This window comes from Virgibacillus sp. 6R, assembly GCF_001895305.1.
GTDB classification, from domain to species: Bacteria; Bacillota; Bacilli; order Bacillales; family Amphibacillaceae; genus Virgibacillus; species Virgibacillus pantothenticus.
The window spans coordinates 1,666,746-1,692,030 of sequence record NZ_CP017762.1 but is presented as its reverse complement, the minus strand read 5'-3'; the positions used below and the strand labels follow the sequence as shown (position 1 = coordinate 1,692,030).

Sequence of the window (25,285 nt, the reverse complement as noted above, 5' to 3'; positions counted from 1 at the left end):
TTAATTCGGTTATTTACATAGCAACGGGGGTGAAAATTACTGCTTACCAACATACCATAAGCAAGTTGAGCAAATTCTTGCCATTGTTCTTCTTTCGTTAGAAGTTAATAAAAATAATTTGTCATTGTTGTGTCGAACGACTCACTTTTGAATTCCCAATACTGCACTGGAATTTTTAGTGCTCTAGAGATATTTATAATACTTAATTGATAAGAATGTTTGATATTAATGCTTAAAAGTATCTTCAATAAAATCTTCTTTCTTGAATAATAGTACTTAGTAAACCACTATAGCAAACGTACGTTCTGTTTAAGGGTGTAAGGAATGGTGCGTTTTAAACGCACCAAATTTTAAGTAACGGATAAAAAATAACTCTTACTCACAACCTATTCCATCACCATCTCTATCTAAGTGCCTACCATAACCTGGATCGCCTTCTCTTACTGGAGCAGCTCCTGCTTGTCTAGCTGCATCACAGTTTTCGTAGTAGGTACCAGAGCCTGATGAACTCGCGCTACTCGAACTAGAGCTTGCCCCTGAACTGCTATTGTGATTGGAAGGGCTACTGGAGCTTGAAACGGTTGCCTTTGCTTTTGATAATTCCCCTTCTAAGTTGTCAACTTTAGCTTCTAACTTAGAGTTATCTTCCTTTAAAGTTGATACTTTATCCTCTAGTGTTTCTTTTTCAGAATTAAAGTCTGATTCTTTTTCTTCAAGAGTAGCTATTTTATCTTCATATCCGGTTATTTCATCTGAAGTTTTTTCGAGATTAGTTTCAAGCTCTTTAATCTCTTCTTGAAGACTGCTATTTTCTTCTTTATAATTTTCATTATGGCTTTTCAATTCTTTATTATCTTCCAAAGCAGTATTTAGTTTCCCTTGATAAGTTGTATCTAAGAAAACGCTAGAGATGGAAAGTAATAGGAAACCGCTAAATAAAGCTGGATAGAAAATTTTTTTAGAGATTACTTTTTCTTTGTCTTTTCTTTTTTTCATCAAATGAATAATAAGATAAATAATTGCAAAAGTGAATGTAAAAAAACCCATGAGCATGAAGAAATTGGCCATTGTTATCCCCTTTTTTCGATATAAAGATAGGTGCTGTAATAGGAATAGATCCCCGATAATAAAAAGGAAGGTGCACAGAATCTGTACACCCTAAAATGGTGTTATTCACTTAATTTATCAGCTGGAATTTTCCAAATTGCTTTACCAGACTTAAACGGATCAGAAAAATGTAGTTCATAGCTATCTGATTTAGCTACATCAAACGGGATTTCTCCTCTAAGTTTTCCGCCTGCTTCAACATTACCATCAAACTGTGCTTTAGTACCTTCTGTCAAAATGGTAGTTGAGTAAGAATAACCATCAGCATCTTTTAATTCTACGTTCATTATTGAAGACATTACTTGTTCTTTTTCAGTGTTATTTTCTGCTGTTAGGTTTACTACAATAAACTGATCTTCCTGCGGTTCATCAAATTCCCCGCCAGGCTCAATTCTTGCTTCGTTTAATGTAATTTTCATACCATCAAACTCAACTGTCTCACCAATAGCTAGCTCCTGCGTTTCCGATTTTTCTTTGCTAGATTTTTCCGTTTTATCATCTGCATCTGCTTTTTTAACTTCAGCTTCCTCGCATGCTACTAAGATAAAAGATAATAATAATGCAAAAGAAAGTAAGATAAACTTTTTCATAAAAAAAACCCCCCTTAGAATTATGCAGCCATTTTATTTTCTTTATCTTTTTTTATAAGAGCCATTAGTCCTGCAATGCCAATCAATACTGCTGAAATAGCGTAGAATAAAGAGATACTTATTAGGCCACCTATTGCTGATATTAATAGCAGTACGCCCCCGACTTTAGCCTTAGATTTGACTACAACGGAACCCACTATGGCTAATGCAGAGAATAAAAAGGCTGCCCATCCTAAGCCAGTAACATCACTTGAACCAGTTTCATTTAAAGCAGCATCTACTCCACCAATGAATAATGCTAAGATCGCTCCAATAAAACCAAAAATCCCCCCAATTAGACCTAGAACAAATTCAGTAGTTCTCATAAAAATTTCCCCCTTTTAAGATTTTTGAATTTATGTAATCTATGAATTCACATAGAGATTACCTATTATTAAATTCCTTAACTGTTTCCCATATCTTTTTCAATCGACGTAAGTCTTCCTTATTATTTTTAGGAAGTTCTCTATACCAACGCTCAAGTTCGGGGTCATTGCGAAAAGCTTCGGAATCTTCTTCATCATTAGCTTCATCAATGTAACCTGCTAACCTTAATAATTTTATATAAGGATAATTGTAAGCTTTTGAAATTAAACGCAAAGTATCTGGAGAAGGGTTAACGTTCCTTCCCGATCTTTTATCAAAACCTTTTTCAATGGTATCTAGATATGTATGGCTAATACCAATTCGTTTACTGGCTTCTCTTAATGATTCGTTACCTCTTAGCTCTTTTATCAATTTCCCAATATCAGACATTTTTTTCACTCCTGTAATACCTACTTTACAATATGTAATCAAAAAAAGAAATGTAATCTTTGTAAATCATTCTATACATAACTGTTACACAAGTATTACATTACGCATAGGAAGTATTAAACTTGAATAACGGGTTAAAGGAGGTACGAGTGGTAGTTGTTTTTACCTGAACTAGCAAGAAGAACTCGAGGTCCTCGACAAACTATCACGAATATAGAATTTCAAAGACATCTGGATTTCTTATGTTGTCTGTAGCAAAGGCTTTAAATAAAAATTCGAGGGGTGAAAGAGGTTATACTATGCAAATATCTCAGAAGTGCCACTTCTCACATGATTTGTTGAATGAAAATTCAGCATGATAAAATGGTTGGCAGGACGAGATGGTGAAACACGCTATGCTCATAGGATAAAATATACCTCAACAATAATACTTAGATTGCAGTTCCGTTATTATATGCTTGATGATAAGGAAATAAAGGAATTTGCTAAATTACAAACAAAAAATGTATTTAGAATAGGAAAAGCGCTTACAGCGGTGCTTTTTTCTAGTGAGCTAGGCATAGTGACTATCCAGGTGTGGTGGGTGAAAGTCCATTGTGTGGGTACTCATCAACCAAGACGCAAGGTACTTGTCGTGAGGAAAGGGTTGAAAGAAGCGAGTATCAAAACCTTGGCTTGACGAACAGTGAAATCTGATACCCAGAGTGGAGGTGTATGTAGTACCTAACTGGAACAAAATAAGGGAAGGATGGGAAAAGCAAAGATAGCTTTAAAAGGCCTTGCTGCTAAACGTGATGTAAAGCTAGATAACACTAAGCAGAAAAAGCCGTGAGAAGTGGAATAGGGATCCAAGGAAAAAGGATGCAACCAAAACTGAAAAGGTGGCGTCCCGTAAAAAGAGGTGGATGAAACTAAAAAGAAAGAACAATAAGAGCCTATTGTTGAAGGTGTTGAACTCACTGATAACAAAGGCTTTTAAATCATTCAATGATGCTCAAACAGCTATAAAAGCAGGTTATGTTTGTGCTCATGTAGTTGGGAGTCGATTGCTAGAAAAGGCTAAGGCAGCCAGTGAGATCAGAAAAATTAAAGGGGGGATGCAGTAAGGCGTATTTATAGATACCATGGGTGTGTTAAACAAATAACATTAAGATTGATTTTGTGGATATAATGGTTTAAGCCATGTTTGGTAAAAAGTAAGTTCCTTTCATTGGTATGCATGGTTCTGTTACTTAACGAGAAAGGCAACCCAATCATTAACGAAGGTGATATTAAAGACATAGACGAATTTCAAAAGTCTATAAAGGAATTTTGTAAAACATTGATGGTGGTGACAGCCAAGCTTTTCTAACAATCGCTGAGGAAGCTGAAGTAAATTGGAAAGGGCAAGAAGCAAACATCAGGAATGATTGAGTATTAAATAAATGGTACAAGGTTTAACGACAGTAAGGTCGTATTGATTGGGCAATTTATGAGTATGGACAGAAGGTCTAAGTGGTTATGTGCCTGTATGTATGCAGGATTTTTTGCAATCAACTCGTATGGAAGTACTGGCTGGCCTAGTGAAGTAAAAGGTAGCGGGGAGATTAAGTACAATTGGCACTGAATAGGAGTTCCTATATTTTTCGGGTAGAGTTCAAAGAAATAAAAGTTAAAAGGAGTGTTAGCTTAGAATGTCAATAATAACAGTAGGTCCAAATAAACAGTTTCAAACTATACAAGATGCGGTGGATTCAATACCATCTGTGATGGAAGAAGATGTATTTATTAATATAGATGCAGGTAACTATAAAGAAATTGTGGACATCAAAAATAAGCATGGTTATGCAATTATTTTACGTAATGTAGGTGAACAAGTGAATTTACAACAAATTAAATGCTTTGATGTATCTGGTTTAGTAAGAGTGTCTGGGGCAAGATTTGTATGGTCTGATCAAATAGAAAATTCAAGAGGTGTCATTCATTTTAGCAGAACAAGTTACGGTGCTATCGAAGACTGCACCTTTGAGGGGAAAACAAGAAAACAGAATAGACCAACATGTGTTTGGGATGGTTCGAATGGAAGTATAGCTAATTGTTATTTCCATAATCAACATTTGTGTATTTATTCTTTAAATAATGCATCCATCGCAGTTAGAGAAAATGATCATTCTAGCACAGATAGTAAAGACTATTTAGTCTCATCAGCTGCATTAATTTTTGATATACCAAAACAATCATTAGGCAAGAAAAGAGAGATTAATGCGGGAAGAATCTTTTAAGTAATAGTAAGGTAAGTTTAATACAACAACATTAACAGCATCTCAAAACGACGAGGTGCCTTTAAGAGTATTGAAGGGGAGTGAATATGAGTGGGCAATGGTATACAAACATTACGTACTGAAATGCAAGAAACGAGAAATGTCATTAGAAAGTACAATGGACTGCGTGAAGAATTGGGAATGGTCAAAGAAAAGGTAGAACGAATAAAAATGAAAACTGAAGGAAGAAAGTCAGTTGGAGAAGCTATCCGCCTATAGGGCTGGTGGCTTTTTGTTTGGTTACTTTAATTGTATGATTTAGTCAGCAACATTGAAGATAGTAAACCAACAGATTAATCAAAAAATAAAAAGGGTGAGGTAATTGTCAAATAATATTAATCAAGAAAATTACAAAATGAATGCAGGCATATTTTATAATGAGGTAACAATAGAGAGGTTAACAGACAGAGACACAAATACCACGTATTTTATTACAAAAATTCCAAAGAACGATTCCCAAGGGAGGCAAATAACTTTAAAGCGGGGGTTTAGTTATAATGATTTTGATAACACAAATTTGGAAACACCGCGTTCGTTTGCAGCAAGAAACGCTGCAACGTTTGTTGCCAATTGCTCAACCTATAGCACTACCACACGTAGAGTAGTTGGGACTAGCATATATAAAGGAAAAATTCAACAAGAACGAAAAAAAGAAAAATTTAATTATATTTTAGCAATTTCTGATGATAATACCTTAAGGGCTTATCCACCTTCAACAAATGCTAAAACAATTTTAAATGATGGTTTTAATAATGCATTAACATCTTTTATACCGATGATTCAGAATGGAACGAAAGTGGACAACTCTATATTAACTTCAAGAGATATTTTTACTAAGAGGCATCCTAGGCAGGCTATAGCCCAAGATTCTTCTGGAAATATTTATTTTTTAACTTCGGAAGGTCGTAGAGCTGGAGAAAAAGGGTTAACTGTTTACGATTTAGTTCGAATTTTTTTATCTATGGGTATGGATTTTGCCTTTATGTTAGATGGGGGTGGTAGTGCTCAAACTGTCTATCATGGTTCTACGGTTAACCGAGTTTCTGATGGGTATGGGAAAGATGAAAGAACAATGTTAGATTTTTTATACGTTGGAAAAGACCAACCTGATAATTCAATAAATGAAGCGCTTCGACCTCTTGGGATTATCAATAAGATGAAATCAGATGAATTAGCGGAGTTTGAATATCACCCAGATAATCACGAAAGGCTAAAACCATATTTAATTAATGGCTGGAAGGATTTCGGGACTTCTGGTTCGGGAGTTAGTCGGGCGTGGCACATGCCGAATAATACAATATACTTTATAGGGTCAATTAAGGGCGGCGATCCAAACAAACCATTTATGGAACTCCCTGATCATATGAGACCTATGTTTTCTTTGCATTTTCTAGTACCTGGAAATAAACCTGGGGAAATATATAAAGTCATTGTTCAATCAAATGGCGAGTTACAAATGTATTATTGGAGTGACGAGTCTAAAGGAGATGCTGGTTACATTAGATTAGATGGTATATATATACCTGTTTGGCCTCCTAATGCCCAATAAACTACTTTTACACAAAAAAGAAATTTATTAAGCGGCTAGACCAAACGGGCAAGTCGTTTTTTAATGTTCAATTTTAAGGAGGGATTATTTTGAAAATCAACTGGAAGGCTAAGAGCGAAAAAGAAACCATTATTAGTATCTGCCAAATTGTGGCAGGGTGGTTTTGATTACAATCTTGCTGCTGATTTGATTAATACAGAAGCAACAAAGTTTATTAACGCTATGTTTGGTGTGCTGGTTATTTTAGGTATTGTCAACGACCCTACTACAAAAGGGTTAAGTGATAGTATCTAAGCTAGACATCATAAAAAAATGAGAGGGGATGTAAAGTAATTGCTGGACATGTAGATATACTCAAATTTGTAGACTTTAGAAATAAGGTTAAAAGACATCCGATCCGGAAGTTTCCTGCATTATCTCTTAAAGGTAAAACAACAATTGCTATCCACCACAGCCTTACCAAGCAAGGTCTTGGTGGTTCCAACGCCGAAGGTTACGCAAGGTTTCATGTTGATAGCCTTGGATGGCCAAGCATTGGTTATAATTATGTAATTGAACCAGGATGGTACAGTTAAATTTTGTAATGACATTGAATTGAATACCTACCATGTTGGAGACCATAACAATTATGCTGTTGGTATTTGTTTAACAGGTGATTTTCGCTATGAGAAACCAACTAAAGCCCAAGAAGAAAGTTTGCGTAATCTAATCAAAGCATTGCAGGAAAAATATCCACACTTAAAGTACATTAAAGGGCATAATGAATTTTCGGGCTATGAATGGAAACAGTGCCCAGAGTTCGATTATAAAGCTGTTCTTGGTAAAAGTGTTGGCGGTTCTGTAGCTAAACCAAAGCCGAGCAAACCATCTAAAACAATCAACGTTGGTGATAAAGTATATTTGCAAATCGGTATCTAAATACACTACTGGCTAGACAATCCCATCTCAATTTAAGGATAAGAACTATACAGTGCAACAAATTAAAAGCGATCGGGTTTTGCTTAAAGAGTTATATTCTTGGGTTAAAAAGAGTGATGTTGGCGGCAAGTCCAATTCACCTAGTAGCAAAAGTTCAAACAAATCAATCGAAGCTGGCAGCAAGGTGTATCTTACCAAGTCAGCCAAAAAATACGCAACTGGTGAAAATATACCGCCTAGCATAAAGGGGAAATCCTACATTGTCCAACAAGTGAAAGGTAATAAGATTCTTCTCAAAGAAATTTATTCATGGGTACACAAATCCGATGTAGGTGGCTCTGGTAAATCTACCGCATCCAACAAGCCAAAATCCAAATCATTTTCTGTTGGTCAAAAAGTAACGGTCAAAAAATCAGCAAGCAAATTTGCAACAGGTGAGTCTATTGCTGATTTTGTTAAAGGCAACTCTTACAAAGTTAAACAGGTAAAAAAGATCGTGTGCTACTTGATGGAATTATGTCTTGGGTGAGTAAATCAGATGTGTATTAATACTAAAAAAGGCCTACTCCTTTATGGGGGTAGGCTGAATAAACTATTTTATTGTAAATCACTTCCATCATTTAAACCTTTTACACCGCTTGTTGATAATCCTGAAAAGTTATTTCCTGCACGAACAATATCTGAACCGCTTGTAATTGATAAAGCAAAGTTTGCAACATAATCTGAACCAAGGTTCCTACATGTGTTTCCTGTTATACTAACCCTCTTATCATTATTTGTAAGCCTGATATGAGCATAGAGAGAAGAATCTTTTCTACCATTTACTCCGCCGATGGTATTTCCTATAATTGTGCATGTATCAATTTTTGTTACATAGATACCGCTATTTCCGATCTTTTTGATGTTGTTATTACTTATTGTTAAGTATGCTGATCCCCCAGAAACTTCAATACCTTGTGCTCCAACAGAGTCAATAACATTTCCAGTAACAGTTACGCTCCAAACATTTCTGCAAGCAATACCCGATTTTTTAGCTCCATATACTCTATTCCCACTTACTGTACTTTCTTGAGTGTAATTAAGAAGGATGGCATCGTTTATAGAGTGGGAAGGTACTAAAGTAATAACATTTCCAGTTATTGTTATGCCTTTAGCTTTTCCCGTGTTTTCTCCGTATATTTCAATTGCACGACCATTGTTCATACCCCCCCTCCAAAATGTTACCAGAAATAACTTCATTTTCTACTATTTGAGATTTTCCTGTTTGAAAACCATTTTCATCTTCAGTATGACTATTCAGTGGATTATACACTATATTTGTTCTCCAATTTATTCCTGCTCCACAGTAGATAAGTTTATTGTTTGTAATAGAAACATTTTTCCAAGCATATGCTCTGAAATCAAAGCTTAACGAGTTCTCTACCACGTTATTTTCTATGTTAATATTTTCGTGATAAACTCCAATGGTGGAAGTGTGTGAACCTATGGCTCTAGGGATGTGGTTCGAACCTTCTGTTTTACTATCAGAAAACAAGCAATTTTTAGTCCAGACATTTTTGCAGGGAGTTTCATCCTCTTTGCCTGTTTGGTTACCCCTCTTTTACTTAAATCTAGTTGTATAGATTCATTTAATGTAGATTCCTCAACATGACCTAGAAACCTACATTTTGTGATGAGAATATCTTTTGAAGCATTCAATTCAATGTGATGTGAATTTGCCACGTCTAAAAAGGTTGCCTTTTCTATCGTTAAGTTAGATCATGACCGAAGTAAAATATTGAAACTTTACTTTTTTGGTTAATGCCGTTTCCATTCCAGATACCTCTATATATTGAAATATTTCTATTCCCGTTATACCTAGTAAATTTAGAAGGTGGGTATTCTAATTGTGTGTTTTTATATCCGTTAATTAATAAGTAACCTGGTTGATCTCGTATAATCTGAGCGTTGGTATCTGCAAAAATTGTAGTATTACTAAAAATCACCAACTCTTCAGTTATCCAATAAGTTCCAGTAGGGATATAAACTTGTATGGCAGCTGAATTTTGAGCAACATCTAAAATTTGTTTGAAAATTAAAGTATCATCAATAATTCCATCCCCTTTTGCTCTTTCTAATTTTACATTTAATACGGTCGATTTGTTTTCATTATTAAATACCAAAAAATCACTCCTTTCATATCAGGAACAAACGTTCTGTTATATAAGGGTTATTGATTTTTATCAAACTCAACTAATTGAACTAGAATTATTTTCCACAAAAAAACAAAACATTAAGTAATTTAGACAGTAAAGGTCTTAGGCTATAAAAAAAGTGAGAAAGTCGAGGGAGCCCGAAAAGCTGGGAGGAAGATTTCGAGTATGTAAAAGAAGTGGGAGGAAAATGGGCAAAGGAAGCATTTGATTTTCTAATTTGAGATGATGTGAAACAGTTATAGATCCAAGAGCATCTAAGCAAGAGAAAGAAATAGCGATAGCTTCTCTTATGTCTCACGGAAAACCTTTCAAGCTGATGAAAGCTGACGAAGGTCGTTTAAACTTGCGAATAAAGGTAAACGTACAGCGAAGAAAGTTAAGAATACGGAGAATACAGTACCTTCTTATGGAAAGAAATCAGTACCTGTAGGACCTTATCGTGAAGTAAATGGATTTCCGGTTAAAGTAAAGCCAGGAGCTCAGGAGAAGCATATTCCTAATACTCCAAACTATAAACAAGAATTAGTAAATGGAAAAAATAAGAGTATCTTCTATGGGCATAATAAAACAGCACAGGAACTGCTCGATAAGTTTGCGGGGAAGGGAACTTCGATTAACAAAAATAAAGAAAGAGTAGAATTTGATCAAGTAATAGGGAAGTATTATGATATGGACACTGGCAAATACACAAATACTACTAGAGGAATGATACATTATAGTAAGAGTGGCGCTCATATTGTACCTTCAGAACCACTTAGAAAGTAAAAAGGAGGATATATATGGGATATGATCCTTTAATAGATGCATTAAAAAATAATGGTGGTGAACTAATAATAGAATGGGAGAGTGGATTAAAAATTCTTGGTGAACCGGATACACTTTTCGAGACAGATAATGGTCTAGAAGATGATGATGAGAATTATACAGAGTATCATGCGGTTGCATTTCAAGTTAATCGTATTTTATCACATCCTTCTACTAATGAAGGTAGTATATATAATTGGTTAAGACAAGAGAAAAGTTCAATGGTTGAAATCTCTCTCTACGATAATCCGCCAAGTGCAGTTTATTTAACTGACGGGCAATGTGTGTGGAAAAGAGATAGCTAAAATAATAACGTAGTTAACATAAACAGTTTGATCGGTCACACCCTTTCAAGGATGTTATTTTGTTAAAAACAACTAGTGAAAATAATAAGAAAAATAATAGTGGTGCATTATTGACGTGTGAATAAAACAATCCTCTAATTTTTAAATGTTGTGTTGCATTTAAAAATTAGGTAAAAACTTAATTAGAACATTTGTTCATGTCAAATTGTGACTTTTTTTAAAATGTCACCGGAATGTAACGGTAAAAAATAAAAAAACGAAAATAAGCGAAACATACTATATATATAAATCCCCAAAAACGTGCTATATATACAGAAAAACAATGAGAAGAAACAAAGGAAACATCTATTTTCTTATTGACATGATTTGGGAACATAAATAAAGCATGTCACTCCCTTTTTTTGCGCATAGTATAAATAAAATGAACGAACTCAAAAAGAGGGTGTAAAGATGATTAATGAGCAGCAATTAGCAGCATGTAAAAATGCTTTACAAAATCGACAATCCGAACTTATTTCTCATGTTCAGGACCATTTAGGTTTAACATTAGAATCCATGCAACAATCTACTGGGGAATTATCCAACTATGACAATCATCCAGCAGATACAGCTTCAGAGTTATTTGAAAGGGGAAAGGACGTTGCACTTAATGAGCATGCCGAAAAGGAGTTAGAGGATATCAATAAAGCACTGCATGCGATTGCAGAGGGAACTTATGGGATTTGCAGGGAATGTGGAAGAGATATCCCTTATGAGCGACTTGAAGCGATGCCAACTGCAGACCGTTGTATAGAGCATGCAAAAAGTAATTCTTTTAATCATCCACGTACAATGGAAGAAGAAGTATATAGTCCGAATATAAATCCAGATGAAGTATCAGATGAAACACAGGTGGGATATGACGCAGAGGACGCGTGGCAGGAAGTAAGCCGTTATGGGACATCTGAAACCCCTTCTGATTTTTATGGAGATAAAGCAAGTTATAACAAAATGTATCCCAATAGTGATGAAGCAGTTGGTTATGTAGAGGATGTAGAAGGTTACCTAGGAGCATCCGCGGATGGAAAATATACAGAGCCCATTACAGATCAGCAAACAGATCATGATGACATATAATGCTTTGAGAAGTCTTTCGGTTACTAGTGAATGGCGGGCACAGTTCAAATTCACTGCCGAGAGATTTTTTACAATTTGACTATATTTTTTAGACATTACGAGTTATTATAATAATGTTATCTTCATTTTATCCTCCATTAAAATAGCAGTAAAATATGCCCTTCCAGACTACGAAGTCCAACCCATGAGAATAAGTGAGGGATCGACCATAAGGTAAATGCCTGATTTCTGTTCAGAGCCTTAGGTCATATTTTTGAGGTACTAACAAAAAGTAGTGTGGTGAATGAGAAAACCTTTAGTTTCACTTTATGAAACCATATTTCTGTTAGAACGTATTTAATGAATGAATGAGGTGATATTTTGGAACAAAAAGGTTGTTTAAAATGCGGAAGTACGAATGCAGACCAAAAAGAAGTAGCCATGACTGGAACAGGACTATCAAAAATGTTTGATGTTCAGAGCAATCATTTTTTAGTGGTTTACTGTAAAGATTGCGGCTATTCTGAGTTTTATAACAAAAATAGCTCTAAAGGGAGCAATATTTTCGATTTGTTTTTCGGTTAAGCGCAGAAGCGCCTGGATTACAAAAGTAACCGGCGCTTTCTATGCTAAAAACCTTGAAAGAAGTTTTCCATTAAATTTCCAAATATGCTCCCAAGCATATTTTGCAAAATGATAGTGGCTAATACAAAAGAAACAATATAAAAGCCGATTAACACATAAATTCTGTCGTAACCTTTTTTCTCGTGTTGTTGCTCAAGCAGGATAAAAGATGGAATAAATATGACAGGACCAAGTAAACTAATAAAAGTAAGCACACTGGAAAAAGGGATTCTAATTAATGTAAGTACTATTCCAATTAAAAACGTAATGATAAAAGGAATAGTATATGCTCCCACTTTCGTTACGGTATTTTTCCATGAAATATGTTGCCCGGTTAATTTTGTACTAAAATAAGTTAGTATCGTCATAAAAGCATAGACTAAAAGGTGTTGTATAAATGGGATAATAAATCCATCTAAAAAACTGATGCTTACAAAAAAGCTACCAAACTGAAGTGTTACAAGATAAAAGCTTAATGTGATAGTAAGTGATAATAGAACAATGGATATAATGGCAGGTATAAAATCTTGCTGTGTTACAAATCGTGCGTTGTGTGGAGATTTCAAATAAGTCATAAAAAAGCTTGCAAAATGTTTTGCTTCTGCGTTTATGGTTGATGAAAAATCTCTTTTATTTGTTGCAGTATTGAGTTGACTTTCACCTTCTTCTTCAACTGTTGCTGCTTGTTCTGGATAAAGATGTGCACCGCAATTGGTACAATACTTACCTTCTTTTGATTCTTGTTCACAGTTAGGACAAAGCATTGGTATCCTCCTATCGTTTGGATTTTTCAGCAAAACTTTCCACCCAGATATGATTTTAAGAGATAAAATATGCAAAGGGAAGTGTCGTCGAAGATAAAAATACAGAATTCCAAATTCCTTTGAGTGAAGTAGCAATATCTTCAACAACAAAAATCACCTAGTTTTAAAGCTGTCAAACTGTTTAGCCCTTGCTACAAGCCTCTTACGCTTAAGGTTAAAGGAAAAGTTTGCTAAATCATTCTCCTATTCACTATACCATTTTGACATCATATTGGAAAATCCCTGTTTAAATTGTAAAATAAAGAAAATCAAACTATAAATGGCATTAGACAGGGTATTTACAGACCGTTTAATGCGTGAGTCACAGGAATAAACAATAAAATGCGCATATAGCAAAGGTTTATTTCACCTAGCTCTATGCGCATTCTTTGATTATTCTTCGTTCGCATTCTTATTTACTGGCTCTTTCGCTTCTAGAGTTAATTTAGTTGTTTCTTTTTTACCGCCGCGGTAATATTCGATATTTACTTCTTCGCCGACAGAAGCATCCGAATACAGAAACTTACGTAACTCTAAAATAGAGGTTACTTCATGGTCATTAATTTTTGTGATGACATCAAACTGCTGTAAACCAGCTTTATCAGCAGGTGATCCTTCTTCTACATTCGCTATCACCATTCCTCCTTTAACATCTTCAGGTAATGGAATTTCTGCTCTGTATTGAGGCGGAACTTGTTCAATGGCTGCAGTACTAATACCAATTAGTGGACGTTCGATCTCCCCATTCTTTTCTAACTGTTCAACAATTGGCAGTGCAGCGTCTACAGGTATAGCAAAGCCGATACCTTCAACTTCCTGACGTGCAATTTTCATGGAGTTAATTCCTACAACGGCACCTTTTTCATTTACAAGTGCACCGCCACTGTTTCCAGGGTTAATCGCGGCATCGGTTTGGATAACTTCTGTGACCCAATCTGCCTGCCTATCCCCATTTGTATCTATCGGTACAGACCGATCTAGTCCGCTAATTACGCCTTTCGTCACTGTGTTAGCAAATTCCATTCCAAGCGGGTTCCCAATCGCCATCACATTTTCACCAACTTTTAAATCACTGGAAGATCCCATGTTGGCAACAGTGGTGATCGCATCTCCGTCAATTTCTAATACTGCTAAATCCGTTAATTCATCGGTTCCCAAGACTTTCGCATTTAGGCGTTTCTCAGAATAATTTAAGGCAACTTCTACTTCTTCCGCACCTTCTACTACATGGTGGTTTGTAATTACATAAGCCTTACCATTCTCTTTTTTATAGATAATTCCAGATCCAGTACCTGCTTCTTGGCTTTCCGTCCAAATACTCTGTTGTTGCATATTTATTACACCAACAACGGCTTTTGAAGTTTCTTCAATATTTGTAGCAACATCTGCATCTTCAGAAGTGAGGGTTTTAACTACTTCTGCGGCTTGTTTATCTTCTCCTGCTGAAGCAGATCCATTTCCATTTCCTTGATTAATCGGGATGATATTTGTAAACATTAATACTGCAATTATGAGAACGGCAACAACTCCACCCGATATTCCACCTAGAAAAAAATGGAGCATAGATTTATTGCTTGATTTATTATTGGCTGGAGTATTTTCATCGTGGTTGCTATAGTGATTCTGATGTATCAGTTCTTCGTTGCTTTGCTGATTAAAATCTTGATTTTGATTGGACTCTTGTGATCTATTGGATATTGTATATCCTGGCTGCTGATTATGATGTTCATTATTTTTATCATCCATTTCCATCACCCTTTATGACAGATTTTAATGACAGGCTACAAACAAACATCATTAGAGCGTCGAGGGGAGTCAGGGGGGACGCTCAAAGATGTCTGTTTGTAGCCTGGTATGCTAAATGGTCCCTTCATAAAGATGTAAATACGTAAATGAAGTTCCCATCATTACTTATAGTATACCCATTTCTTTGGGGAATCATTTGGTACAATTGTGGAAAAAATGTGTAAAGTATTATCTAATTTTATGTTTTTAGAAAGTGCAAATGTATATTCATGATACATCGCTTCATTGTCTTATTTAATTTAGCCAAAAATATAATTCTCGTATTGGTATACCCTTAAAAACAATAAATGAATCGTAAATATTCTATAAGTAGGGTTGTAATACGTTAAACGAATTAAACCACGATAAAGTAGAGTTTTGATACTCAGAAGGGCAATGGGATATGTGCTTGATAAACGCATCATTTTTATAATTTTTTTCAGGTTGTTTTATCTGAGGTTGCATACTAGTGTTACAATAACAGTGAATAGTTGAATTTGTGATTGGTGAGCAGAAATGTAATAGATCTAAATAATCGTTTATTTATGTGAAAATAGTAGTAAAGAAATAAGAGAAAAGGTGATTAAAATGAATCATCATATTGGAATAGTTGAAGACGATCCAAATATACGTAATATTGTATCTGCCTATTTAAAAAAAGAAGGATTTACGGTCACATTACTGGAATCTGCTGAAGAAGCATGGGAACTTTGGAAAACAGAACCTCCAGCCATGTGGATATTAGATATTATGCTTCCGGGAATGGACGGCTATGAGTTTTGTAAAAAGATTCGTATGGAAAGTGAAGTACCGATTATTATTATTTCAGCGAAGGATGAAGAAATTGACAAAATTCTTGGACTTGAGCTCGGGGGAGATGATTATTTAACTAAACCATTTAGTCCAAGAGAGCTAGTTGCTAGGGTAAAAAGATTATTTAAGCGATCCAGTATAAGTTTGGCGAATACTGAAGTAAATGATACTAGAGTGACTGTTGATGAATTGACGATTGATAAAGAAGAACGTCGTATTTTCTTTCGGGGGGAAGAATATGAAGTGACAACGAAAGAATTTGATATGTTACTTATTTTAGTGGAAAATGTGAATCGCGCCTTTTCAAGGGAGGAGCTATTAATTAAAATCTGGGGAGACAATTACTTCGGAAGCGATCGGGCGGTGGACGACCTCGTTAAACGAATTCGTAAAAAACTTCCTCATTTGCCTTTAGAAACAGTGTGGGGATATGGCTACCGGCTTCGAAATGAAGGAGAAGTTACATGAAGCTACAATCGCAATTAAATGCCGCTTTTACAGCTTTGCTATTCGTTATTATGGCTGTTACCGGGTATGTCATCTATTCCCTCATCTTGGATTTGCTCATCCAAGATGAACAGCGGCAGTTAAAACAAAAGGGTGATTTAATCGTTGATGTGTTAAATGATCAATATGAAAGTACAAGCGTAAGTAACTTAAATAAATTGTTAGAAGATCAAGGTTTACAAATGTTTATTTATGACAGAAATCAGCATGTAGCTGCATCGCCGACCCTTCCTGACAGTGTCGTTTCCGGTTTTTTTAAGAAAAATGATTTTGCCGATGCGGATAAAACATTATGGGAGTATAATGGTGCCAAGTTTGTCACTTCAAGGATTATTTTTACTCCTGAGAGTACAGGCGTTGAACTTATTCTTTTAACACCTTTAAGTGATTTAGAATTAGTCCAGCAAAGTTTTATCTTTCGCCTATTAATTGTGTTTTTCATAGGCGGTGCGATCGCGATTATTCTAAGTTATTTTTTAACTCGCAAGCTAGTGACCCCACTTTCGCAGCTGAAAAAGCAGTTAAAAAAGATAGAGAAACGGCAATTTCGTTCCATTAAGCGAATTAAAGCGACAGGTGAAATAAAGGAAGTGGAACAAAGTGTCTATGATATGGCGCAAGAGTTGGAAAGATATATTAACTCGCAACAAACCTTTTTTCAAAATGCCAGCCATGAGTTAAAGACCCCCCTTATGACAATTCAAGGTTATGCAGAGGGGATACGAGACCATATTTTTGATGCTAAAGAGGAAGAAAAAGGTCTTGACGTGATGGTGACAGAAGTAAAACGCTTGAAAAAAATTATTAACGAAATGATACTATTAGCTAAGTTAGATAGTGAACCAGACGTCTATACACCTGAAAAGATCCAGTTAAAACAAGTGATGGAGCAGGTAGTGGACCGGGCTCTCCCGATAGTAAATGAAAAGGGGATTGAGCTAAAGCATACGATACAAGGTTCCCCGGAAATAGTAGCAGATGGAGAAAAAATGCTACGAGCATTATTAAATTTAACATTTAATGCGATTCGCCATGCTCATGCAACAGTTCATTTCGATATTAAGAAAGAAAATAAAAAAATTCTCATCGTCATAGAAGATGATGGGGAAGGAGTATCTGAAAACTTAATTCCACATATTTTTCACCGGTTTGTAAAAGGGAAAGGTGGAGAAACAGGACTGGGGCTTGCAATTGCAAGAGCAATTATTGAACAGTCCAATGGAAAAATTTCTGTTCACCGGTCGAAATTAGGTGGAGCAAGGTTTGAAATTGTATTTACTCTAAAGTGATTATCCAAACTTATTTTTCGTTATTACTCTTTAGTTTTAAGGTTGTGAAAAGGCGAGAAAAAAGTGTAAGTTGACCCAAGAAACCCAATTCAAGAATCGATATTCATCAAAACGGTCTGAGTGGGAGAAAGAAGCATCTACATCGCCGATTAGATAGGACTGTAGGATGTGTGATCTCGGAAGACTTAACATGCAGGCAAAACATTCTTTCTTTTTCAAGGAACTTAAAGTTTTGTCCTTTGTTTTACTTCAATCAGTAGGAGATGGAAGGGAACTCCTACTGATTGAGTTCCATTTTTTTATTGTATAGGAACCTATAAAATGAGGTACTTGTGGATAACGAAATAACCAACTAGTCACGTCCGGCGCATGAGCCCAGCAACGATGCGACTTTAGAAATGCGCCCTACGATAAGGCCTCATCGGTTCGTCGCTAAGAGGAAGGCCGACGACTAAAAACGGGCTTGCCGCCCAGACGTCGGCATAACCCTGTTTTTAGTGGCATGATTCCTTTATCTCTTGATTCGTTCCATTCACTACGTTGCTAAACGAGCACTTGCGCCTTTGTTCTTTGGTCTTCTTTTCTATATTTTAAAAAAGAGTTTAGACAGGCTATAATTTCCCAGTTTGCATTTAATATCCATGTTTTTAGTTTTATTGACAGAATATGAGTCTATTGATAGTATATTGAATTATCGGAAATGATAGCGTTTTCTTTTTGGTCTCTTAGTTAGAAATCACATATAATGACGAATGATAATTTGAAAGGGTTTTATAGTGCCTGCTAATTGACAAATTATCGTAATCTTCAATTCTACTACTAATATTAAACATCAGAAAGAGGGTGAAATAGCTGTGAAGAAACGTCAATTTCTAGGGCTTATCCTTGGTCCGATTTTATTTGTAATCTTGTTTTTTTTACCCAATTTAACCGGGCTTGATGATTCTCCAAGGGCTGTCCTAGCAGTTACTGCATGGGTAGCATGCTGGTGGATAACAGAAGCAATTCCAATACCGGCAACATCTTTGCTTCCTATTTTTTTATTACCTATCACAGGTGGAGCAGAAGAAAAAACAGCTACCATGGCTTACGGCAACCCAATCGTTTTTATGTATATGGGTGGCTTTACAATTGCGCTTGCCATTGAAAAATGGAATCTCCATAAGCGAATTGCTATGACCATTATTTCCATGGTGGGTACAAGCAGTCAACGTATTATTCTAGGTGTATTGCTTGCCACAGCTCTTTTATCCATGTGGATTTCGAATGCGGCAACAGCTCTTATGATGTTACCAATCGCTTTAGCGTTAATAACAGAAGTAAAAGAAAATAACCTGCTTGATGAGAAATCATTGCATCATTTTGCAAAAGGCTTATTATTAACTGTAGCGTATGCTGCGTCCATTGGAGGACTAGCTACCCTAATTGGATCTGTACCAAATGCAGTTTTTGCCGGTGTTGCATCTAGTGTTCTCGATCAGCAAGTTACATTTACAGACTGGTTTTTATTTGGTTTTCCTCTTACGATTATTTTATTAGCAGCTTTATATTTTTATATAACTCGTATTCAATTCAAAGTAAACCAAACTGGAAATATCTCAGATGACTTTGCTAAGCAACAACTTAGAAAGCTTGGTCCCATGTCTTATGAGGAAAAAGCAGTGTTATTTATTTTTACGATTACCGGGGCGCTATGGATATCTTCTGGATTTCTACCAGAAGGCTTGCGCTTATCTGATACAAGTATTTCTATTATTGGAGCAACTGCTATGTTTTTATTGCCGAGCAAAAAAGAGACCGGGGGATTAATGCAATGGAAGGATATGAAAGATCTTCCTTGGGGACTGCTCCTTCTATTTGGTGGTGGGCTTTCGCTAGCAGCTGCTTTTGAAGAATCTGGTTTAACAGAATGGTTTGGAACATTGCTAAGTGCATTAGAATCACTTCCTTATCTACTTATACTAATAGTACTTGCTGCGATCGTACTATTTATGACCGAGATCATGTCAAATACAGCCGTATCAAATATGTTAATACCAATTAGTATTGGGCTTGCAATTGGCATCGGTGTTGATCCGTATGGTATTATGGCGGTCGTAGCTCTGTCGGCTTCTTGTGCATTCATGCTACCAATCTCTACACCTCCAAATGCAGCAGTGTTCAGTTCCGAATACTTAACAATAGATGACATGGTTAAAGCAGGTTTTTGGATGAACATTTTTGCAATTTTGGTAATAGTGGTATTTGTTTACTTCTGGCAGCCGATTGTATTAACCTTTTAACAAAACTAAATTATAGATTACTTGTTTCGTATTCGAGCACCAAAATAAAGCATAAGAAATAAGTGAAACATCAACTGGTGGATAGCATCGATTACGAGTAATCTTTGAGCTTGCATACCAAACCTTATAGTTTAATTCCTTTAAAAAATCGGCGAACCATTAATGTGGTTCTCCGATTTTTTCTAAATGTTTGCCTAGTAAGATGATGCTATCGAAAAAATAAACCATTGGCTATCATCTTAAATAAAGCATTTATGTATCTTCTGGGATCAAAATTTTACTTTATATGCACATCCATGTTATAATTGAATAGTTTTTCTAATGTGCTAGAAAGATGTTGTCGAACAAAAAAATGTATTCAGCATTAGAAAAACTTGGCTTGTCGCCAAGTCTTATGGCAGAAGCCTTTGTTTTTCTTATACTATAAACCAGAAAAATCTTATACTTTCCTATAGTGTAAAGAAAGGCTATCTTCAAGTATAAGTGGATGTTCAAAAAGTCTGGCGAAAATAAACGAATTCCAAGAAGTCTGGATGCTTGCTCCATGCTGAACAATTTTTTGTTGCAGGGTCCACCTTGAATTTATTCTTTTCCCTTGCTTTTTGGACGGTCACTATACGTGAGGTGAGACGCTTGCTTGAAAAGGAAAGCTTAGCAAACAGCCAAGAGTTTTCTCCTGCAAGAAAACAGCAATCTCAAACCGATAAATATGATATCCAAGATTCTGTTATTTAACAATTAGTAGGGATAAAGAAAGCTTGACGGATTGAAGTTTAATCTTATTATCCCTTAAAATAGAGGAGCGTACGTATGCAATTAAGAGAAGATATTCGCAACATTGCTATCATAGCCCATGTCGATCATGGGAAAACAACGTTAGTAGACCAAATGTTAAAGTATTCCGGAACGTTTCGTGAAAATGAACATGTTCATGAACGAGCGATGGATTCCGGAGATATTGAACGAGAACGAGGGATTACGATACTGGCTAAAAATACAGCCATTAAATATAAAGACACAGCCATTAATATTTTGGACACACCAGGCCACGCGGATTTCGGTGGAGAAGTGGAACGAATTATGAAAATGGTGGATGGGGTAGCGTTAGTAGTCGATGCTTATGAAGGGACGATGCCACAAACACGTTTTGTACTAAAAAAAGCCCTTGAACAGAAATTAACCCCAATGGTCGTTTTAAATAAAATTGACCGCCCGAATGCAAGACCAACTGAAGTAGTAGATGAAGTATTAGATTTATTCATAGAATTAGGAGCAGATGATGAGCAGTTGGAATTTCCGGTTGTCTATGCTTCCGCTTTAAACGGAACTTCTGGATACAAAGCTAACGAGCAGGAAGAAACGATGGATCCTGTGTTTCAGACGATACTCGAACATATTCCTGCACCAATCGATAACAGGGAAGAACCATTGCAATTCCAAATTACGTTATTAGATTACAATGACTATGTAGGCAGAATCGGTATTGGCAGAGTAGTACGGGGTACGATGAAAGTTGGCCAGCAGGTTGTTATTTTGAAAAAAGATGGAACACAAAAGTCATTCCGTATTACGAAACTGTTTGGATTTATCGGTTTAAAACGAATTGAAATTCAAGAAGCTGTATCTGGTGATGTAGTGGCTGTTGCTGGGTTAGAAGATATTAATGTAGGAGAAACGGTCTGTCCTCAAGATCATCCAGAAAGTCTTCCATGGTTACGGATTGATGAACCCACACTGCAAATGACGTTCCTTGTAAATAATAGTCCGTTTGCAGGTAAAGAAGGAAAGTTTGTTACCGCTAGAAAAATTGAAGAACGCTTGCTGAAGCAATTGGAAACAGATGTTAGTCTTCGCGTTGACCCGACTGATTCACCTGATGCATGGATTGTTTCTGGGCGAGGGGAGCTGCATTTATCGATTCTGATTGAGAATATGCGCCGAGAAGGCTTTGAATTGCAGTTATCGAAACCACAAGTCATTATAAAAGAAATAGATGGTGTAAAATGTGAACCAGTAGAAAGGGTTCAAGTAGATGTTCCGGAAGAATATACAGGTGCCATTATGGAATCGCTTGGTTCAAGAAAAGGCGAAATGCTGGATATGGCAAATCAAGGAAATGGACAAGTACGCTTAGAGTTTAAAGTTCCATCTCGTGGATTGTTGGGATATGCTACCGAATTTATGTCGCAAACACGTGGCTATGGTATCTTGAACCATACCTTTGAAGGATACGAGCCGGTAATTAAAGGTCAGGTTGGCGGAAGAAGAGAAGGGGTACTTGTTGCTCTAGAAAATGGGAAGACGTCGACCTACGGGATTATGCAATTGGAAGATCGCGGCGTTATCTTTGTTACACCTGGAACAGAAGTGTATGCGGGTATGATTGTAGGCGAACATAATCGTGATAATGATCTTACGGTAAACATTACAAAAGAAAAGCATTTAACAAATGTTCGCTCTGCAACGAAAGATCAAACAATAACAATCCGTAAATCGCGTAATATGTCTTTGGAAGAGGCATTACAATATTTAAATGAAGATGAGTATTGCGAAGTAACACCCGAATCTATTCGCTTACGTAAAAAAATTCTTAATAAGAATGAACGCGAAAAAGCAGCGAAAAGAAATAAATAAATGGTTATAAAAAATCATTTTTCTGGAATAGATACATGTAAAAAACACCGAAAAAAGAACCCTTTCTTCGGTGTTTTTTTACAAAAATACAAAAGTATAAATTTAGGCGCTTAAAAAGGGTGGAGTTACCTGCGTCTTCTCCATTTCGTTATCTATGAGGTAAGGGGATTTGAGCTAAAACTAAAATAGCTCGGATTGACATTTCGAATAAAGGTATGAGTTTCTTTTGCTCATAAATAATTGAAACATATTTTGTTTATACTTGTAGGTTTATCCTGTATATAAGGTTCTCTGGGGAGATAACAGCACCTAAATACCCTATTTCGTAAGCTGCTTTTAAGTCATCCCATTATGTTACTAACAATCAGTGGTGGATGAATGAAAACCCTATTGATTGAAGATTTACTTTATGGATACAGAACAGTAAGATGCTATAAAGAAGGGGGTTAAGATAATGAAGAGATTATGGAAACGCGTCCGTTTTTTGTTTACGTTCCACCGATCAATTCCTTTCTTTAAGGATTTTTTTACTTCGAAAGATGTAGCCAACACTAAAAAACTTTTCTTTGTATTGCTGATATTAGGATATTTTATTTTTCCATTTGATATGATTCCAGATGTTATATTAGGGTTCGGGTTAATTGATGATGTGTCGATTGCCGTTTTTCTGTTACAATGGATGGTTAAAATGGCGCCAGAAGCAATTAAGGAAAAATATTCATTCTAGAATAGTTGCACATTTCTTGTAATCGATTCATTGACAAAAAAGCAGACTTCTTCATATAAACGTCTGCTTTTTTGACTGGTTTGAAAATTATAAAATTCTCATTAACACATTCACTATATTCATCTCTTGTTTGTATACTAGTAAGTGAGTGAGTGTTTGAATTTTTCTTCTTTATCCCGTACATTAAGTTGCTGTAAGACTCCCACTTCAGGAGTTGGATTGCACTACAGCCTAAGTCTAAGTGGGAGATAACAGCATCTAAAATGCTCTACTTCTTAACAGGCCTTTAGGTTATACCATTTCGGTATAACAATTGGTGGTGGATGAATGAAAAACCCCACTGATTGAAGATTCACTTTATGATATGCTGTATTATTCGTGGCTTTCTTCATCATCGTTAGGTATGTATTTTGTAGAATAGGCAGCACATATAAGAAAAATAAACGAAAGCCCCCACGAAACAACACCACTCCACTGCGTGTTTGTTCTTAAACCAACTACTAATATAACTGCACTTAAGCCAATAAATAATACTGTTAAGTAACGCTTCACGAACAACACCTCGAATGCAAACTTCAGTCTATTTTATCCCGTATATAAGTTTTATAAGGTCTTCCATTTAAGAATGGAAACAAACCTAAGTGGGATATAAGCGAGCATCTAAACGCTCCATTCGTCCAGTTTAGGTCATCCCATTACGGTAATAACAACAGCGGGGATAAAAGCCCCCTCTCACCTGATTGAAGAATTCATTTTATACTAGTTATGTATGTGGAACTAGGAATTAATCCCTCCATCCTTCTTGAGTAGGAAGAAAAGTGCTACTGCAACGCTAATCTCATGAATATCTGGTCCCTTAAACATCCATTATAATAGATACTTAGCAAAAATAGCATTTATATGTATATTGTAGCACGGAAAAATCGACAATGAATAGGGGGACAAGCCAGTATAGTGCTGCAAGATGCGAATTTGATTGTATCCATGTTGAATACGAAAGTGTTTAATAACAAGAATATGAGATCTAAATAACTGGTTCGAAGATGCAAACTAGCGTTGGTAAGATTCAATTATGCATAGTTGAGAGAAGAAAGCTTCTCTTGAGGAACATTTTTAACCATTAATAAAATATTCATTGAAGCCATAAATAATCCCATATCATTGATATGGGATTATAAATTTGTCTCAAATTATCTAGCACAATTATTTAATTAGGATTATTGACCAGCAACGTCGCGCTTTGTGAAAACAATCCATGACAATAACATGAAAATGGCGTAATATACAACTAATACAGTTATAGAAAAGCCCATCGTATTATCTTCAAGCATTAGAAAGTTTCCATCCATATATTGACTTAAGTCCGTGTGAGCGAACAAAATATATTTAGCCCATTCTTTATCAGCAAAGAATGTAACAATAGAGCTACCGCCCATCATTAGGAAGATAGCAATACCAATTGCTAATGAACTATTACGGAAGACAGCAGAGATCATAAACGCAAACGTAGCCATCATTACAAGGTTCACAAGTTTGAAACCAAAGCTAGTAAATACATTAGCTACTAGTGATACAGTTTTAAAACCATCTTCTCCTTCCACAACAATAGAAGGGTTCAAGTCGCCAATACCAAAGAAGATTGCTCCAAAAATCCACATTAAAACGAGTGTAAATATGGCTGTATAAAGGGCGAATAGTAAGACGGTAATATATTTGGATAATAAGATGCCACTTCTGCTAATTGGACGAATTAATAATAATTTAATCGTACCCCATCTGAACTCATTGGCAACTATTCCTGCTGCAATAATAATGGTTAATAAACTAACAATTGATAGAAAATTTATGTTTTCTTCAACAAAAGTCCAAGCTGTATAAGGGGCAGGTTGAATATCATTTTCCAAGTAATAATTATTTTTGGCAATAAGGGAATTGTTGTAGTCTTCAAAACCTTCCACTTCTTCCATTTCTTTCTGCAGTTCTTTATTTTCTTCTTCCAATACTTGGCGCCAATCGTCACCTTGGTAGTCCTTCTTTAGACCATCAAAGCTATTGGTTAAAAGAGCATTACCAAATATAAGCACGGCTAAGATAATATACATGATCCATGTTGATTTACGAATAAAGATTTTCCCTTGTTCATTTTGAATTAGTTTTAACATT

At 35.8% G+C, this 25,285-nt stretch carries 27 protein-coding genes and 1 pseudogene; 17 read left to right on the top strand and 11 right to left on the bottom strand.

What is annotated here, in order from left to right; genetic code table 11:
• Positions 1-375: 375 nt before the first annotated feature.
• The 4 genes from BKP57_RS22505 to BKP57_RS07760 all read right to left on the bottom strand — a co-directional run bounded on the left by BKP57_RS22505 (position 376) and on the right by BKP57_RS07760 (position 2,492).
• Complete coding sequence (locus BKP57_RS22505; RefSeq protein WP_083547219.1) at positions 376-1,068, bottom strand: excalibur calcium-binding domain-containing protein; 693 nt, start codon at positions 1,066-1,068, stop codon at positions 376-378.
• Between the two features lie 101 nt (positions 1,069-1,169).
• Positions 1,170-1,697 carry a DUF4352 domain-containing protein gene (locus BKP57_RS07770; RefSeq protein ID WP_072741291.1) on the bottom strand — a complete coding sequence of 176 codons (528 nt, stop codon included), beginning with the start codon at positions 1,695-1,697 and terminating at the stop codon, positions 1,170-1,172.
• Positions 1,698-1,717: 20 nt separating this feature from the next.
• Positions 1,718-2,062 (bottom strand): DUF4064 domain-containing protein, encoded by a 345-nt coding sequence (locus BKP57_RS07765; RefSeq protein ID WP_072741290.1) that lies wholly within the window; start codon positions 2,060-2,062, stop codon positions 1,718-1,720.
• Positions 2,063-2,120: 58 nt separating this feature from the next.
• Entirely contained in the window at positions 2,121-2,492 is a 372-nt protein-coding gene (locus tag BKP57_RS07760) for a helix-turn-helix domain-containing protein (RefSeq protein WP_072741289.1), read from the bottom strand.
• Between the two features lie 367 nt (positions 2,493-2,859).
• Here BKP57_RS07760 and BKP57_RS07755 point away from each other — a divergent pair, with 367 nt between their 5' ends.
• From BKP57_RS07755 to BKP57_RS07725, 8 genes are all read left to right on the top strand, one after another.
• Positions 2,860-3,171, top strand: coding sequence for a hypothetical protein (locus BKP57_RS07755; protein WP_156875295.1), 312 nt, complete (start codon positions 2,860-2,862; stop codon positions 3,169-3,171).
• A gap of 226 nt (positions 3,172-3,397) precedes the next feature.
• Positions 3,398-3,598: a terminase small subunit gene (locus tag BKP57_RS07750; RefSeq protein ID WP_072741287.1), complete on the top strand. Its 201-nt coding sequence runs from the start codon at positions 3,398-3,400 to the stop codon at positions 3,596-3,598.
• Positions 3,599-4,165: 567 nt separating this feature from the next.
• Complete coding sequence (locus tag BKP57_RS07745) at positions 4,166-4,753, top strand: pectinesterase family protein (protein ID WP_072741286.1); 588 nt, start codon at positions 4,166-4,168, stop codon at positions 4,751-4,753.
• 90 nt (positions 4,754-4,843) lie between these two features.
• Positions 4,844-5,011, top strand: coding sequence for a hypothetical protein (locus tag BKP57_RS22000; protein ID WP_156875294.1), 168 nt, complete (start codon positions 4,844-4,846; stop codon positions 5,009-5,011).
• Between the two features lie 103 nt (positions 5,012-5,114).
• On the top strand, positions 5,115-6,341 hold the full coding sequence (locus BKP57_RS07740; protein WP_072741285.1) for a phosphodiester glycosidase family protein: 1,227 nt from the start codon (positions 5,115-5,117) through the stop codon (positions 6,339-6,341).
• A 147-nt stretch (positions 6,342-6,488) separates the two neighbouring features.
• Positions 6,489-6,635, top strand: a complete 147-nt coding sequence (locus BKP57_RS07735) for a phage holin (RefSeq protein ID WP_232231361.1) — start codon at positions 6,489-6,491, stop codon at positions 6,633-6,635.
• A gap of 258 nt (positions 6,636-6,893) precedes the next feature.
• Positions 6,894-7,259 (top strand): peptidoglycan recognition protein family protein, encoded by a 366-nt coding sequence (locus tag BKP57_RS22750; protein WP_072741284.1) that lies wholly within the window; start codon positions 6,894-6,896, stop codon positions 7,257-7,259.
• A 52-nt stretch (positions 7,260-7,311) separates the two neighbouring features.
• The gene (locus tag BKP57_RS07725; protein ID WP_072741283.1) at positions 7,312-7,788 is read left to right on the top strand and encodes a hypothetical protein; all 477 of its coding nucleotides are present in this window, start codon (positions 7,312-7,314) and stop codon (positions 7,786-7,788) included.
• A 68-nt stretch (positions 7,789-7,856) separates the two neighbouring features.
• On the opposite strand, the gene BKP57_RS07720 is transcribed toward BKP57_RS07725, so the two are convergent.
• The 3 genes from BKP57_RS07720 to BKP57_RS07710 all read right to left on the bottom strand — a co-directional run bounded on the left by BKP57_RS07720 (position 7,857) and on the right by BKP57_RS07710 (position 9,421).
• Entirely contained in the window at positions 7,857-8,462 is a 606-nt protein-coding gene (locus tag BKP57_RS07720) for a right-handed parallel beta-helix repeat-containing protein (protein ID WP_072741282.1), read from the bottom strand.
• Positions 8,440-8,793 carry a hypothetical protein gene (locus tag BKP57_RS22500; protein ID WP_072741281.1) on the bottom strand — a complete coding sequence of 118 codons (354 nt, stop codon included), beginning with the start codon at positions 8,791-8,793 and terminating at the stop codon, positions 8,440-8,442. Before BKP57_RS22500 ends, BKP57_RS07720 begins: the two co-directional genes overlap by 23 nt.
• 214 nt (positions 8,794-9,007) lie before the next feature.
• Positions 9,008-9,421 carry a glycosyl hydrolase family 28-related protein gene (locus tag BKP57_RS07710; RefSeq protein ID WP_072741280.1) on the bottom strand — a complete coding sequence of 138 codons (414 nt, stop codon included), beginning with the start codon at positions 9,419-9,421 and terminating at the stop codon, positions 9,008-9,010.
• Between the two features lie 360 nt (positions 9,422-9,781).
• On the opposite strand from BKP57_RS07710, the pseudogene BKP57_RS07705 reads away from it, so the two are divergent.
• The 4 genes and pseudogenes from BKP57_RS07705 to BKP57_RS07690 form a co-directional block, all read left to right on the top strand.
• Positions 9,782-10,219: pseudogene (locus BKP57_RS07705) on the top strand (polymorphic toxin type 50 domain-containing protein); the annotation flags it as partial.
• A 14-nt stretch (positions 10,220-10,233) separates the two neighbouring features.
• Complete coding sequence (locus tag BKP57_RS07700; RefSeq protein WP_072741279.1) at positions 10,234-10,563, top strand: hypothetical protein; 330 nt, start codon at positions 10,234-10,236, stop codon at positions 10,561-10,563.
• 450 nt (positions 10,564-11,013) lie between these two features.
• Positions 11,014-11,679, top strand: coding sequence for a TraR/DksA C4-type zinc finger protein (locus BKP57_RS07695; RefSeq protein WP_050351088.1), 666 nt, complete (start codon positions 11,014-11,016; stop codon positions 11,677-11,679).
• Between the two features lie 360 nt (positions 11,680-12,039).
• Positions 12,040-12,243 (top strand): zinc ribbon domain-containing protein, encoded by a 204-nt coding sequence (locus BKP57_RS07690; protein ID WP_050351089.1) that lies wholly within the window; start codon positions 12,040-12,042, stop codon positions 12,241-12,243.
• 44 nt (positions 12,244-12,287) lie between these two features.
• Here BKP57_RS07690 and BKP57_RS07685 read toward each other — a convergent pair whose 3' ends face one another.
• Together BKP57_RS07685 and BKP57_RS07680 are read right to left on the bottom strand one after the other, a co-directional pair.
• A complete protein-coding gene (locus BKP57_RS07685) occupies positions 12,288-13,079 on the bottom strand; it encodes a zinc ribbon domain-containing protein (protein WP_257786702.1) in 792 nt (263 codons plus the stop codon).
• Positions 13,080-13,478: 399 nt separating this feature from the next.
• A complete protein-coding gene (locus BKP57_RS07680; protein ID WP_072741278.1) occupies positions 13,479-14,831 on the bottom strand; it encodes a S1C family serine protease in 1,353 nt (450 codons plus the stop codon).
• Between the two features lie 627 nt (positions 14,832-15,458).
• Here BKP57_RS07680 and BKP57_RS07675 point away from each other — a divergent pair.
• The 5 genes from BKP57_RS07675 to BKP57_RS07650 all read left to right on the top strand — a co-directional run bounded on the left by BKP57_RS07675 (position 15,459) and on the right by BKP57_RS07650 (position 23,122).
• Positions 15,459-16,151 (top strand): response regulator transcription factor, encoded by a 693-nt coding sequence (locus BKP57_RS07675; protein WP_050351091.1) that lies wholly within the window; start codon positions 15,459-15,461, stop codon positions 16,149-16,151.
• Complete coding sequence (locus BKP57_RS07670) at positions 16,148-17,479, top strand: sensor histidine kinase (RefSeq protein WP_050351092.1); 1,332 nt, start codon at positions 16,148-16,150, stop codon at positions 17,477-17,479. The genes BKP57_RS07675 and BKP57_RS07670 overlap by 4 nt, the downstream gene beginning before the upstream one ends.
• A gap of 854 nt (positions 17,480-18,333) precedes the next feature.
• Positions 18,334-19,761 carry an SLC13 family permease gene (locus tag BKP57_RS07665; protein ID WP_072741277.1) on the top strand — a complete coding sequence of 476 codons (1,428 nt, stop codon included), beginning with the start codon at positions 18,334-18,336 and terminating at the stop codon, positions 19,759-19,761.
• Between the two features lie 810 nt (positions 19,762-20,571).
• The gene (gene typA / locus BKP57_RS07655) at positions 20,572-22,395 is read left to right on the top strand and encodes a translational GTPase TypA (RefSeq protein WP_050351095.1); all 1,824 of its coding nucleotides are present in this window, start codon (positions 20,572-20,574) and stop codon (positions 22,393-22,395) included.
• 454 nt (positions 22,396-22,849) lie between these two features.
• Positions 22,850-23,122 (top strand): YkvA family protein, encoded by a 273-nt coding sequence (locus tag BKP57_RS07650; protein ID WP_050351096.1) that lies wholly within the window; start codon positions 22,850-22,852, stop codon positions 23,120-23,122.
• Positions 23,123-23,494: 372 nt separating this feature from the next.
• Here the strand turns inward: BKP57_RS07650 and BKP57_RS07645 are convergent, their stop codons facing one another.
• Together BKP57_RS07645 and BKP57_RS07640 are read right to left on the bottom strand one after the other, a co-directional pair.
• The gene (locus BKP57_RS07645) at positions 23,495-23,674 is read right to left on the bottom strand and encodes a hypothetical protein (protein ID WP_072741276.1); all 180 of its coding nucleotides are present in this window, start codon (positions 23,672-23,674) and stop codon (positions 23,495-23,497) included.
• Positions 23,675-24,339: 665 nt separating this feature from the next.
• The gene (locus BKP57_RS07640; protein ID WP_306423712.1) at positions 24,340-25,284 is read right to left on the bottom strand and encodes an ABC transporter permease; all 945 of its coding nucleotides are present in this window, start codon (positions 25,282-25,284) and stop codon (positions 24,340-24,342) included.
• Between the last annotated feature and the right edge of the window lies 1 nt (position 25,285).